Below are 12,024 nucleotides of genomic sequence, written 5' to 3'. Positions count from 1 at the left end.
CAGCAACACCGAACGAGCCGCCGCGCTTGCGCCCTGGCTCGAGCACTACAACACTCAACGCCGCCACAACGCACTCGGCGGCCACCCACCCACCAGCCGACTGCCACCAACCTAACGGCCAAGTACACCTAGCCGGTCTGATCGCTGAAATCGCCGCGTGGCAGCAGTCGCAGGGCCGCACGCACCAAGCTGCGGCTGCCCGTCGTGTCGCGGACGCGTTGCCGATGCTCGCGCGGCGTGCCGCCGATCCGCGCCGGTTCGGAACCGGTCCGATCTCGCGGCTACTGTTGGCCCGGCCATCGGAGAGCTCGGCTAGCCGGAAGCGGGTGACAAAGTCCCGCCCTCTTCGGTGAGCACAACGGCAGGCACGCCTCGTGCGTCGAGTCGCCCGGCAGCTCAGACACCAACCCGAGTCGTTGAGCGGCCGCGAGGTGCGTCCTGAACCCGAGCACGCTCCCGAAGTGTTTCTCCACGTCGCCGTCCGCACGCGCGGCACCCTTGAGGATCGCCAAGACATGAGTCGGGCTCAGCATGGCGCTCAAGCTACTCGAACTGGTGAGGAAGCCACCACGCTTGCCGTGCTCGACGAGCGCGTACTTCGCTCGCTGCCAAAAAGATTGCCTGGCGACGACGCTCTCACCCGCCGATGACGCGACATCCCCTCGGGACGGGATATGGATTACTTTGGCCGGGTCGCGGTCGGGGCGCAGGCCGTGCCAGGGCCGACGTGTCCGGCGTAGAGCAGACGGCCTCGGTCGTCGTGCACGCCGAACAGCAAAGCTCCGAGGGTACCGGTACGGCGGCCCTCGCCGGGGGTCAGTGTCCATGATGCTGTAAGGCGGGCTGGACTGAGGTGGTCGCCTCAACCAGCCGAGTCACGTGTCCAACGGCAGCGGTGCGACGTCCAGTCGGACCACGCATCACGACCCCAGGCGCCCCACCATGCCCTTGGTGGCGGTGAGGACCCCGGCCCACAGCATCGGCGTCTTGCTCAGGCCGACGGTGTTGACCGCATAGGACAGCGCGTAGACGGTGAAGATGGTGCTGACGGAGGCGCTCAGCGCGGCGACGATCACCCCGAGCACGTGGCCCAGTGCTCGCGCAGCAGCACGATCAGCGGCAGCTTGGTGACCTCGCCGGTGCGGACCTCCTGCTCGAACACCGGGGTCTCCTCGACCGTGCGGCGCACCAGGTAGCCGACGAGAACCCATCAGCGCGCTGCCCCAAAACGGCACGCGCCACCCCAGGACAGCAGGACGTCCTGCGGCAGCGCGGCGACCGGGAGGAACACGGCGGTGGCGACGATCTGCCCGGCCTGGGTGCCGCTGAGGGTGAAGCTGGTGTAGTAGGCGCGCTGGTTCTCCGGCGCGTGTTCCAGCGGCATCGAGTTCGCGCTCGCCTGCTCGCCGCCCGCGGACAGCCCCTGCAGCAGCCGCAGCGCGACGAGCATGACCGGCGCGGCGACCCCGGCGGTCTGGTAGCTGGGCAGACAGCCGACCAGCACCGTCGACACGCCCATCAGGAGCAGGGTGAGCACGAGCACCCGCTTGCGCCCGAACCGGTCGCCGAGGTGGCCGAGCAGGATCGCGCCCAACGGCCGCGACACGTAGCCCACGCCGAACGTGGACAGGGCCAGCAACGTGCCGGTCGCCGGGTCCGAGACCGGGAAGAAGATCTTGCCGAACACCAGCGCCGCGGCCGTGCCGTAGATGAAGAAGGCGTAGTACTCGAGAGCGCTGCCGACCCAGGCGGCGAGTGCCGCCTTCCTCGACCGCGCCATGTCGGGCCCTGGCGGGGAAGCCCCCACTGCGACTACGCGGACGTGCGTGAGGGTCGCTCCCTGCGCGGCGTCGCGGTCCTTCTGGCCGGGCGGGCCGGCTTCCCGCCAGGAGAAGCCGGCCCCTCTCGACATCAGGCTTTCCAGGTCGCCTCGTCCGCGTAGGCGTAGGAGGTACCGGATTTCGACAACCAGATTTCGAAGGTGTAGTAGCGCCCGTCCCGGAGACTCCTCACCCCGAACTCGGTTGCGACGCGCTCGACGCAGTTGCCGTTCGTGCCGACCGACGACTCGTCGACCACGGCGTCGTACTCGTCCCAGATCCTCAGGTTCACCTTCCACCCGTCGGCCTCGATGTCGCAGAGCCTGAACCGGTCGCCGTCCACCCGGAACTGCACCCGGCCGCCGGGGTCACTGTCATTCGTGCTCATGCTGTGGTCCCAGGTGGCCGCCGAGGCAGGCGTAGCCAGCACCACCGGTGCTGCCAGCGCAGCCGTCGTCATGGCGAGCAGAGCAGCCCTTCTGCCGGAAATCATCGTGTTCCTTTCATCGCGTACGTCAGTGCACCACATTCCTATCCCCCGACGTCGACGATCCGCTGACGCGCCGCCCGAGCCGCTCACGGAGAAGACCCAGGTCACGGAGTTGAACGAAACCGGTACGGAGCAGCTACGGTTCGCGAAACGAGATCAAGAGGACGAAGCCGCTGATTCACCCGAAGGGAGGAGCTGGCTGCTGTATCAAGTCGCGCTCCGGATGCGTACTGATAAGCAGAAACTTCCTCCGGGAGGTGAGCCATGCGGAGGTATCACGGTGCGCTGCTGATCGGCGCGGCCCTCGCGGGGTGCGCGGGTGGGTCGCCGATTCCCGGCGAACAGCCGGCGGACAGCCCGGCCGAAATCACCACCACGGCAGAGACGACCGGCACGGCCGCGGACCCGACGACGACCCGCACGTCGAAGAGGGAACCGCCGGGGGTTCCGGGCAGCCCGATCGACTACGACAGCACGGTCCGCGCGGCAGGGCCGACCAGCGCGCAGGGTGCGATCCTGCGCCAGCTCGCGCAGTTCTGCGGGCCGGACCGGTGTGGTGTGCGGGTGCGGATCGTCGGTTCCGGCGACTGCGCGACGGACATCTCGCCGGATCCGGTGTACCCGGGCGGGACGATCACCATCACGGCCGCCCCGTGCGAGACCACGGACGAGACGACCACGGAAGAGTCCACTTCGGACACAACTGACTCCGGTGGCTAGGACCCGGCTGTCACCACCCCGCTCCCGGACGCCGCCGCAGTCCGGGCCGGCCAGGGCGCTGCGGGTGGTCGCACCCTGGCCGCGAACGCGACGCTGCTGACCGGCCTGCTGTACTACTTCGGTTTCCTGACCACGCAGGTGTTCTTCAGCTACTTCCGCGTGCACCCGACGACGACCCTGTGCCGTACGGCCGGAGCCCGAGTAATGTACGTCAGGTCAGCGACGGCCGTCGAGGTTCATCCGTGCCTGGAGCCGGCCGAAGTCCGGTCGCCCGTGGGTGTCGAGGTGACCAGTTCGCCGTCGAGCAGCACCGGCTCCGTGACCAGGCCGGGCAGAGTCTGCAGTTCGGGGTAGGCGGCCACGACCGCGGGGATGCCGTCCCACTTCCACTTGAAGGCCCACCGGGGACCCTCCGGTGGCTGGCGGTCGGTGGCCAGCATCGGGGCGACCAGCGCGGGCAGCGGCATGACAGCATCCTCAGCCGCTACGAGCCGCAGTGCACGGGCACTTCCCACGATCGGGTCAACCTAAGACTGGCCCGTCAGCCAGCGGCGGGGTGTGCTCTGCCGTCCGTGGTGTCGGGCTCGGCTCCGACGGCGCGCAGCGCGTCGCCCGGGGTCATGGTCGTGGGGACCAAGCCGATGAGCCCGGCCCGTTCGAGCTGGCGCTGCACCGGTCCGCGGATCGCGGTCAGCACCACCTTCCCGCTGACGTTGCCGGCCAGGTGGTGCAGGTCCTGGAACACGCCGGTGCCCGTGGAGTCGCAGGACGGGACCTCGGTGAGGTCGAGCACGAGGTTGCGACGGCCGGTGTCGATCAGCGCGACGCCCTCGGTGAGCAGGGACGGTGCGGTGACCGGGGTGAGTGCCCCGGTCACCGTCACCACGGCGACGGTGACGCCGACGTGTCTGATGGTGAGCTGCAGCTTCTACCTCATGCTCAAAGTGGGAACGTTACTGCCACTTGCGCACGGGTAGTGGGCCATCGGGCTGACCATGCCGGTCGGTACCGGCGAGCTGGCGGCGCTTGTCCCTGATGTGGCGCAGGCTTTCCTCGAGGGCGGCGACCTCGCCGAGCCACTGTCGGCCGCGGGCTTCGGTGAGCCGGCCGCGGGTGTTGGCTTCGATGCTGTCCAGCGGCGGGGGTCTGGGCCGGGTCCAGGCGCAGGAACGGGCAGCGGATGCAGGCGTGTTCGTGCACGCAGGGGGTGCCGTAGGGGCGGAAGCAGCCGCCGAGCGCGACCCGGCGAAGCTGGAAGTGCGCCTCGAATTCGGCCCACTCGTCGGGGGTGACCTCGCGGTATTCGGCGGAGTCCCGCAGGCTGCGGCGGGGGTCGATCATCTTCCGGTGGGCGGTGAGACGTCGGCGGGGAAGACGGCGGTGTAGCCGCGGGTGGTGTCCAGGTCCAGGTGACCGAGCAGGGTGGCGGCGATGTGCAGGGGCAGGCCGGCGCCGACGAGTTCGGTGGTGAACAGGCGACGGAAGTCGTGCGGGGTGAACCGGACCGGTTCGCCGTTGTCCTCCAGCCCGGCGGCCTCGGCCGTGACGTTGAGGATGGTGCGGATGCAGCTGCCGGAGAGCACCTCCTGGCGGGCACCGACCGGGCGGGAGAACAGGTGCGGTAGGGGCGCGCCGTGGACGCGGTCCTGGGTGTCGTAGCGGATGGACAGCGGGATCCGCCCGTCGGTGCCGCGGACCCGGCGCACGATGGTGAGCAGCACCGTGACCAGTTCCGGGGCCATCGGGATGAGCCGCTCGATGTCGAGTTTGGAGGGCACGATGTGCAGCAGCGGCACCACGGTGCCGGTGGTCGGCGGGGTGTAGTGGCGCAGCGAGAGCTGGGTCAGCTCCATCGCCTCCTCGATCCGGCAGCCGGTCAGCCGCAGCGTCTCGATCAGCGCCCAGGCCCAGAAGCAGTCCGCTTCCAGAGCGGTGACGTCCAGGTGTGTGCCGTCCGGTCCGCGCAGCCAGATGCGGGAACGCCGTTGGCGCAGGTACAGCGGCGGCGGGTCGTGGCGGACGTAGGTGACGCCGTCGACCACGACCTGTTCGTCGTGGCCGGTGCCTCCGGCGGCGGCCAGCAGCCGCACCGACCAGTCCCGCCGTGCCGTTGCGGTGGCGACCAGCTTCGGCAGCAGCGGGGTGAGCACGCGGGTGCGTTGCTGGGTACGGGCCTGCTGGTGACGTTTGGCCTTACGCAGCGCCCGCACGTCGGTGTCCCGCACTGGGGACGGGGCGGCCCACACACCCCAGCGAGCCGGCTCGTCCAGGGCCCGTCGCTGTAGGTCCCGGTAGAACCCGCGGACCCGGAACAGCAGGCTGTGCACGTCGCGGCGGGGCTGCCCGGTCGCGGTCAGCTTGATGCGGCGTCGCCACTCGGTGACCACCTCGGGGGCCAGGCGCAGATCCTGCTGGTCGGGGTTGGTCTGCAGGATCTCCCACCAGAACGCCCGGCCGAGGGTGTGGGCGTAGCGCAGCCAGCTGCCGTAGTCCAGACCCGGCCGGACCTCGGTGAGGTAGTCGATCAGCACGTCCCGCACCGGGCTGGGCGGCAGCCCGTAGCGGGCCAGGATCCCGGCCGGGTCGTGCTGGCGGCTGTTGCCCTTGGCCGTCCACACCGCGCGCAGCGTCGGGGGTTCCCCGGCCAGCGGGCCGAGCGCGACGAGCAGCTCCCACGCCAGGTGCTCGCGCCGGTGCCGCCCGGAGGTGCGCACCAGATCGGCGTAGGTCAGCAGGTCCTCACCGGACAGTTGCCGGCATCACCCGCACCACGGCGAACTCGCCTGCGTCGTGCAGCACCGGGAACTTGCGAACAACGTGCTGAAATGGGAGTTGAGCAGGAACGAATACGACGGCCGCAGTACCCGGCCCAGCAGCAGCCACAACAGCCCCGCCGCTCCCGATACCGGTTCGCGCCAACCCCCGCGGCGACCGCGTGGTCCAGCCAGGACCGCGGCGCCTCGTCCGCGCCGCTGGCCAGCCACCGCTGCTCCCAGTCCTGGCCGGGAAACTGCGCCAGCCACCGAGCAGCCGACGCGTCGCGGTGGCCTGTGGGACCACCGTGGCCGGCTGCGGCAGAACCGGTCCCAACCGCTGCCGCAGCACCTCGACCACCACCTCGGGCTCGGCCGTGAGCAGGTCCGCCCCGGGAGAACCAGGCGGCCGCGGCGGCGGGGTGCGTCCGGCATCGTAGGCGGGCAGCGGGTGAACGCTGCCGTTGACCGCGAACCGCTCGTCGGCGGCCAGCGGCGGCACCGTCGGCGGCGCCGCGGACACGGTCGTCGCCGGTCCGGTCACTGGTCCAGCCCCAGTAACTCGGCCAGCTCGGTCTCGTCGTAGCCCGCCGGCACGGCCAGCGGCTGCGCCGCGGCCGCCCGGCGGCGCTCGTGCAGGTCGGCCAACTTCGCGATCAGGTCCTGCAGTCGGGGTTGCAGGTAGATCTGGGTGCTGGTCACCGAGGCGTGCCGCAGAATGGTCTGCACCTCCACCAGCGAGAAGTTCGGATCGTTGGCCATCCGGATCGCTGCGGTGTGGCGCAGGTCGTGCAGCGAGTAGTTCGTGCCCAGCAGCGCGTTCGCCCGCACCAGCACCGCCCTGGTGGCGTGAAGGTCAACGGCCGCCGCGGCTGCCGCAGCGTCCACCACACCGGCCCCGTCACCGGGCCGTCCTGCCCGCTCTCAGCCAGATACAGTGCCAGCCACACGAACGCGTCCGCTGACGCCGGCACCTCCTCCAGGCTCCGCGAGCCCTTCGAGATCACCTTGATCGTCTTGCAGCCGTAGTCGATCCACTCGTGCCGCAGCCCCAGCAACTCCGAGGCGCGCACGCCGCTGGACAACCACATCGCCACCATCGCCCGGTCCCGGTGACACCGCAGCGCCGAGAACAACGCCTCCGCCGCGCCGTCGGGCAGGCTGCGCGGCAACGTCTTGGGCACCTTCTGCCGGTAGGCCGCCCGCCGCTGCCGCCGCACCGGCTCCAGCGGGCTCTGGTGCGCCGGCAGCCGGCCACCACTCGGCCCGCGTTGCTGCGGCACCGGATTCACCAACGGTCCCAGGTCCATGTCCAGCGCGAAGGCGTAGAACGCGTGCAGCACCGTCAACTGGTGGTTGATCGTGCGCGGCGCGTACCCGCGGGGTACGGCTTGCCCGTCACCGCGTTGACCGTCCCCAGCGGAGCGAATTCTCGCCGGGGAAGGCGAGCCCGTGCCGGGAGGCCGGCGCCGGGTGCGGGCACGCCCGATGGGGCGAGGCGCGCTGCCGCGACTGCGCCTGTGGCGCTCATCTGCGAGCGGCCCCCGCGGCGTGCAGCCGTGCGGGCCCGGCCGGCCGCCCCTACGATCGCGGCATGCGCCTTGATCTGAGTGGGAAGACGGCCCTGGTCACCGGTTCGACGCAGGGGATCGGCGCGGCGATCGCGCTCGGACTGGCCCGCGCCGGCGCCCGGGTGGGCGTCAACGGCCGCAACGCGGACAAGGTCACGAAGGCGATCGAGCAGCTGACCGCCGAGGTGCCCGACGCGCAGGTGGTGCCGGTGGTCGCCGACATCGCGAGCGAGCGGGGTGCGCGGGAGGTCACCGAGCAGTTGCCGCGCACCGACATCCTGGTCAACAACCTGGGCATCTTCGGCTCGGCCGACCCGCTGGAGATCAGCGACGACGAGTGGCGCCGGTACTTCGAGGTGAATGTGCTCGCCGCGGTGCGGCTCACCCGCGCCTACCTGCCGGGCATGACCGAGCGGGGATGGGGCCGCATCCAGTACATCGCGAGCGACTCGGCGATCGTGATCCCCGCCGAGATGATCCACTACGGCATGTCGAAAACGGCTCTGCTGGGCGTTTCCCGCGGTTTCGCCAAGGCTGCCGCCGGAACCGGGGTGACCGTGAACGCCGTCCTCGCCGGACCCACGCACACCGGCGGCGTCGAGGACTTCGTGTACGAACTCGTCGACCGCGACCTGCCGTGGGACCAGGCGCAGCAGGAGTTCATGCGGAAGCACCGGCCGCAGTCGTTGCTGCAGCGCCTGATCGAGCCCGAGGAGATCGCGAACATGGTGGTGTACCTCAGCTCGCCGCAAGCCTCGGCGACAACGGGAGCGGCGGTGCGAGTGGACGGCGGCTACGTGGACTCGATCGTGCCCTGATCCATCGTGCCCTGACCGTGCGTGCCCGGACCCTCGTGCCCGGACCGCGGGGAGGCACCACGCCCGAGCCGATCGCAGCCCGGGCGCCGCGCGGCGGGCTGTGGCGACCAGTGGCCTCTCCCCACCGGACAGCAGTGCGAAACGCCGTCGAGGCAACGAAAGTCGTGGCAGACGCATGGTGGTGGATCCCTTCCCCCGGTTGGTGCGATCAGGCTAGCGGGACCCACCGACAAAAACCGGGCGCGCGGATCGTCACGACGCGGGTGCAGGCTTTTTGAGCACTTCGGTCAGGGCCGCGATGCTGTGGTCCGCGTGGCCGGCGTCGACGGCCCGTTGCAGCAGTTCGTGGAACGGCGCCTGCCAGGACACGTCGATGTTCGCCTCCGCGCCCAGTTCCGCGTCGTGCGCCGCACCCGCCAGGAAGAGCGCGACGGTCGACATCGGCTTCGTGTAGTCCCCGCTGTCGATCTCCCGCGCGAACACCGGCAGAACGGAACCGATCATCTCGAACCACTTGACCGTGAACCGCACCAGCGTGCTCGCGTCGAGTCCGCGCGCCTGCACGGCGGCCGCACCCTGGAAGAAACCGACGAGCGCCGGGAGCAGGGTTCCACCGACCGCCATCTCGTACAGCGCGGCCAGGTCGGGTTCGTCGCCCAGGTGCACGGTGTCGCCGCCCAGCACTTCCAGCGTCGTCCGGTGTTCGTCGAAGACGGCCTTGTCCCCGGCGTAGTACAGGAGCGTGCCCGGTTTCCCGACCGCCGGAGGTACGTCCTTGACCGCCCCGTCGAGGAACCGCGCGCCGTGACCGCCGGCCCAGGCGGCCATCTCGCGGGCGCCGGCCGGGGAACCGCTGTTCAGGGTGACCAGCGCCCGGCCCCGCAGCGCCGGGCCTGCCGGGGCCAGGGCCGCGACGGTGTCGTCGTAGGTGGTCAGGCAGGCGATGACCAACGGACTGGCGGCGATCGCGTCCTCGATCGCCGCCGCGTGCACGGCGCCCTTCGCGACCAGGGGTGCCGCCCGGGCGGCGGTCCTGTTCCACACGGTGGTCGGGTGTCCCGCGGCGACGAACGCCCCGGCCAGCGCCGTCCCCATCGAACCCAGGCCGATGACGGTGACGGGGGTGCGTGCGTGCTCGGTCATGTGCTTCCTCCAGTGCTCGTGGTGTGGCACCGCGATCCTGGGTTTTCGCGTACATTTCCTCAAGTACCGACATTTTTCGCGGGTACTGACAAATGTGTCTGTGAGGATGTGAATGAAGACACCGACCTTCACCTGCGGGCTCGATGCCGCCATCGCCGTCATGGGAGGGAAGTGGAAGGGGCTGATCCTGTTCGCGCTCCAGGACGGGCCGTTGCGGTTCGGCGAGCTGCGACGCGCCGTGGCGGGGATCAGTGAGCGGGTGCTGATCCTGCAGCTCCGCGAGATGGAGGCGACCGGTCTGCTGCATCGCGAGGTCTACCACCAGGTTCCGCCGAAGGTCGAGTACTCCCTCACCGGCTTCGGCCGTTCGCTCAACAGCGCGCTCGCCCCGCTCGGGGAGTGGGGCGAGGCACACCTCGACCGCATCGAGGCCATCCCCTGGGACCAGGTTCGCTGATCCCGCGGCCCGGCGCCCTTGCGCATACCTCGTTGCCGTAGCCGGACCTCACCTCCTAGACTGACGGCGTGATCACCGGAACGGCCGCGCGCCACACACGGGAAGGCGATCCGGTGACGGTCTGATCGGCTCGCGTGGACCGCCGGGAGCATTCGCTTCCGCGCTGTTCACCCAACCGATCGAAAGGACTCCCTTGACCGTCACCTTCAACCACACCATCATCGCCGCCAAGGATCGCCACGAGTCGGCCCGCTTCTTCCGCGAACTGCTGGAAGTCGCCGAAGCCCCGTCGTGGGGGCCGTTCGTCAACGTCATGCTCGACGGGGGTGTGTTGCTGCAGTTCGCCGAACCGCCGGTGGAGATTCAGATGCAGCACTACGCCTTCCTCGTCGACGACGAGCTGTTCGACCGCGCCTACGCGCGGCTCGTCGAGCGGGGGATCGAGCACTGGGCGGATCCGCAGACGACCCGCCCCGGGCAGATCAACCACGAGCACGGCGGGCGGGGTGTCTACTTCAAGGACCCCGCCGGGCACGCGATCGAGATCATCACGCGGCCGTACCTCTAGCGTCGTGGTGGGGCGGGCGTGCCGGCCGGAGCCGAGCACGCCCGCCGTCCGCGCCGGCAGCCGGACCGCGGCGAGACCGGCCGAGCTGCGCAGGAAGGGCTGGGCGGCCACCGATCAGCAACAATGGCGCCATGGGCTTCTACGCGAACCGGATCCGGCCCCGCATCATCGACCTGGCCTGTGGCGCCGCGCCGGCGCGGCCGCACCGGGAACGCACCTGCGCCGGGTTGCGGGGCCGGGTGCTGGAAATCGGCTTCGGATCGGGCCGCAACGTGCCCTTCTACCCGGCGGCGGTGACCGAGGTCGTCGCCATCGAGCCCCTGGACGCCGCTTGGCGGCTCGCGAGCGGACGGCTGGACGGTTCCACCGTGCCGGTCGAGCGGGCCGGCCTGGACGGGCAGTCGCTGCCGGTGCCCGCGCACAGTTGCGACACGGCGCTGTCCACCTGGACGCTGTGCGCGATCCCGGACGCCGGCGCCGCGTTGCGCGAGGTCCGGCGAGTCCTCAAACCCGAGGGCACCCTGCACTTCGCCGAACACGGCCTCGCCCCCGACGCGGACGTCCGGCGCCGGCAGCGCCGGCTGGACCCGGTGCAGCGGGCGGTGTTCGGCTGCCGGCTCACCAACCCGGTCGCAGACCTGCTGACCGGGGCCGGTTTCCTGATCCGGGAGATCGACGTGTTCTACGAGCAGGGCGCACCGCGGCCGTTCGGCGCGCAGTCGGTCGGGGTCGCCGTTTCGCCCTGATCAGGCGGTCAGCCGTGCCACCAGCTCCGTCAGCGCCCGGCCCAGCGGCAGGTCCACCCGCACGGTCGCGTACTTGTCGCCGCGCGTGGGGCCCTGGTTGATGATCGCCACGGGCTTGCCGGCCTCGGCGGCGCGGCGCACGAACCGCAGGCCCGACATGACCGTCAGGGACGAGCCCAGCACCAGCAGTGCGGACGCCTGCTCCACCAGCCGGTAGCAACGGTCCACACGCGACGGTTCGACGTTCTCGCCGAAGAAGACCACGTCCGGTTTCAGCACCCCGGCGCAGTCGCGGCACGGCACCACCCGGAAGCCCCGCACGTCGTCGTCGGACAGGTCGGCGTCGCCGTCCGGGTTGACCCGCGTCGCGGTGGCCGTGAAGTCCGGGTTCGCCGCGCGCAGGCGGCGGTCCAGCTCCTCGCGCGGCGTCCGCGACCGGCAGGACAGGCACACCACCCGGTCCAGGCTGCCGTGCAGCTCGACCACGTCCGGCGTGCCGGCGGCCTGGTGCAGACCGTCCACGTTCTGCGTGATCACACCCCCGACCACGCCCACGGCCCGCAGCGCCGCGACCGCGCGGTGACCGTCGTTGGGCCGCGCCCGGGCGATCGTGCGCCAGCCGAGGTGGCTGCGCGCCCAGTACCGGCGCCGCGCGTGCTCCGCCGCGACGAACTCCTGGTACGTCATCGGCGTGTGCCGCCGCAGGCTGCCGGTCTCGCCGCGGTAGTCCGGGATCCCCGACTCGGTGGACAGCCCGGCGCCGCTCAGCACGACCGCACCGCCCGTGCCGGCGATGCGGACCACGTCGTCCAGGCTGGTCGTGCGGGGCAGCGGCTCGCCCGCCGGCGTCCAGCTCAGGGTCGGTCGCGTCCGCACCCCACGAGTGTACGTGCGGGAAATCCGGTTGGCCGCCGCGCGCGGGCGCTGCGATCATCCGG

13 protein-coding genes and 1 pseudogene are annotated in these 12,024 nt (G+C 70.9%); 6 read left to right on the top strand and 8 right to left on the bottom strand.

All coding sequences use genetic code 11. The annotated features are described in order from the left end of the window. Window positions 1-115: integrase core domain-containing protein (locus D0D28_RS26010; protein ID WP_162831103.1), on the top strand; the 115-nt coding region annotated here is incomplete at its 5' end. An 844-nt stretch (window positions 116-959) separates the two neighbouring features. Here the strand turns inward: D0D28_RS26010 and D0D28_RS26005 are convergent. Together D0D28_RS26005 and D0D28_RS26000 are read right to left on the bottom strand one after the other, a co-directional pair. Then, window positions 960-1,780: pseudogene (locus tag D0D28_RS26005) on the bottom strand (MFS transporter); the annotation flags it as partial. Between the two features lie 131 nt (window positions 1,781-1,911). Continuing rightward, the gene (locus D0D28_RS26000) at window positions 1,912-2,280 is read right to left on the bottom strand and encodes a hypothetical protein (RefSeq protein ID WP_198958186.1); all 369 of its coding nucleotides are present in this window, start codon (window positions 2,278-2,280) and stop codon (window positions 1,912-1,914) included. A 294-nt stretch (window positions 2,281-2,574) separates the two neighbouring features. On the opposite strand from D0D28_RS26000, the gene D0D28_RS25995 reads away from it, so the two are divergent. Further along, the gene (locus D0D28_RS25995) at window positions 2,575-3,030 is read left to right on the top strand and encodes a hypothetical protein (RefSeq protein ID WP_116113238.1); all 456 of its coding nucleotides are present in this window, start codon (window positions 2,575-2,577) and stop codon (window positions 3,028-3,030) included. 236 nt (window positions 3,031-3,266) lie between these two features. Here D0D28_RS25995 and D0D28_RS35845 read toward each other — a convergent pair whose 3' ends face one another. The 4 genes from D0D28_RS35845 to D0D28_RS36280 form a co-directional block, all read right to left on the bottom strand. After that, window positions 3,267-3,497: a hypothetical protein gene (locus D0D28_RS35845; RefSeq protein WP_162831198.1), complete on the bottom strand. Its 231-nt coding sequence runs from the start codon at window positions 3,495-3,497 to the stop codon at window positions 3,267-3,269. A gap of 74 nt (window positions 3,498-3,571) precedes the next feature. Further along, window positions 3,572-3,913 carry an STAS domain-containing protein gene (locus tag D0D28_RS25985; protein ID WP_162831197.1) on the bottom strand — a complete coding sequence of 114 codons (342 nt, stop codon included), beginning with the start codon at window positions 3,911-3,913 and terminating at the stop codon, window positions 3,572-3,574. Between the two features lie 454 nt (window positions 3,914-4,367). Next, complete coding sequence (locus D0D28_RS36285; RefSeq protein WP_205413361.1) at window positions 4,368-5,744, bottom strand: tyrosine-type recombinase/integrase; 1,377 nt, start codon at window positions 5,742-5,744, stop codon at window positions 4,368-4,370. A 579-nt stretch (window positions 5,745-6,323) separates the two neighbouring features. Beyond that, the gene (locus D0D28_RS36280) at window positions 6,324-6,614 is read right to left on the bottom strand and encodes a tyrosine-type recombinase/integrase (protein ID WP_205413360.1); all 291 of its coding nucleotides are present in this window, start codon (window positions 6,612-6,614) and stop codon (window positions 6,324-6,326) included. 763 nt (window positions 6,615-7,377) lie between these two features. Here D0D28_RS36280 and D0D28_RS25970 point away from each other — a divergent pair. Next, a complete protein-coding gene (locus D0D28_RS25970) occupies window positions 7,378-8,172 on the top strand; it encodes an SDR family NAD(P)-dependent oxidoreductase (protein ID WP_116113234.1) in 795 nt (264 codons plus the stop codon). 252 nt (window positions 8,173-8,424) lie between these two features. On the opposite strand, the gene D0D28_RS25965 is transcribed toward D0D28_RS25970, so the two are convergent. Beyond that, the gene (locus D0D28_RS25965; protein WP_116113231.1) at window positions 8,425-9,315 is read right to left on the bottom strand and encodes an NAD(P)-dependent oxidoreductase; all 891 of its coding nucleotides are present in this window, start codon (window positions 9,313-9,315) and stop codon (window positions 8,425-8,427) included. A gap of 112 nt (window positions 9,316-9,427) precedes the next feature. On the opposite strand from D0D28_RS25965, the gene D0D28_RS25960 reads away from it, so the two are divergent. From D0D28_RS25960 to D0D28_RS25950, 3 genes are all read left to right on the top strand, one after another. After that, complete coding sequence (locus D0D28_RS25960) at window positions 9,428-9,772, top strand: winged helix-turn-helix transcriptional regulator (RefSeq protein WP_094004984.1); 345 nt, start codon at window positions 9,428-9,430, stop codon at window positions 9,770-9,772. A 193-nt stretch (window positions 9,773-9,965) separates the two neighbouring features. Beyond that, complete coding sequence (locus tag D0D28_RS25955) at window positions 9,966-10,340, top strand: VOC family protein (protein ID WP_094004985.1); 375 nt, start codon at window positions 9,966-9,968, stop codon at window positions 10,338-10,340. 131 nt (window positions 10,341-10,471) lie between these two features. Next, complete coding sequence (locus tag D0D28_RS25950) at window positions 10,472-11,086, top strand: class I SAM-dependent methyltransferase (protein WP_116113229.1); 615 nt, start codon at window positions 10,472-10,474, stop codon at window positions 11,084-11,086. Here D0D28_RS25950 and D0D28_RS25945 read toward each other — a convergent pair whose 3' ends face one another. Continuing rightward, window positions 11,087-11,962 carry an NAD-dependent protein deacetylase gene (locus D0D28_RS25945; protein WP_116113226.1) on the bottom strand — a complete coding sequence of 292 codons (876 nt, stop codon included), beginning with the start codon at window positions 11,960-11,962 and terminating at the stop codon, window positions 11,087-11,089. Between the last annotated feature and the right edge of the window lie 62 nt (window positions 11,963-12,024).

The sequence above is a fragment of the Amycolatopsis ruanii genome, from assembly GCF_003385175.1.
Taxonomy (GTDB): Bacteria; Actinomycetota; Actinomycetes; order Mycobacteriales; family Pseudonocardiaceae; genus Amycolatopsis_E; species Amycolatopsis_E thermalba.
The sequence above is the reverse complement of the archived record's forward strand: the minus strand, read 5'-3'. Positions and strand labels throughout refer to the sequence as shown.

Bases quoted from the DNA above. Each gene is read 5' to 3' on its own strand.
- D0D28_RS26000 (WP_198958186.1), bottom strand. From the start codon at position 2,280: ATGACGACGGCTGCGCTGGCAGCACCGGTGGTGCTGGCTACGCCTGCC.
- D0D28_RS25995 (WP_116113238.1), top strand. From the start codon at position 2,575: ATGCGGAGGTATCACGGTGCGCTGCTGATCGGCGCGGCCCTCGCGGGG.
- D0D28_RS35845 (WP_162831198.1), bottom strand. From the start codon at position 3,497: ATGCCGCTGCCCGCGCTGGTCGCCCCGATGCTGGCCACCGACCGCCAG.
- D0D28_RS25970 (WP_116113234.1), top strand. From the start codon at position 7,378: ATGCGCCTTGATCTGAGTGGGAAGACGGCCCTGGTCACCGGTTCGACG.
- D0D28_RS25965 (WP_116113231.1), bottom strand. From the start codon at position 9,315: ATGACCGAGCACGCACGCACCCCCGTCACCGTCATCGGCCTGGGTTCG.
- D0D28_RS25960 (WP_094004984.1), top strand. From the start codon at position 9,428: ATGAAGACACCGACCTTCACCTGCGGGCTCGATGCCGCCATCGCCGTC.
- D0D28_RS25950 (WP_116113229.1), top strand. From the start codon at position 10,472: ATGGGCTTCTACGCGAACCGGATCCGGCCCCGCATCATCGACCTGGCC.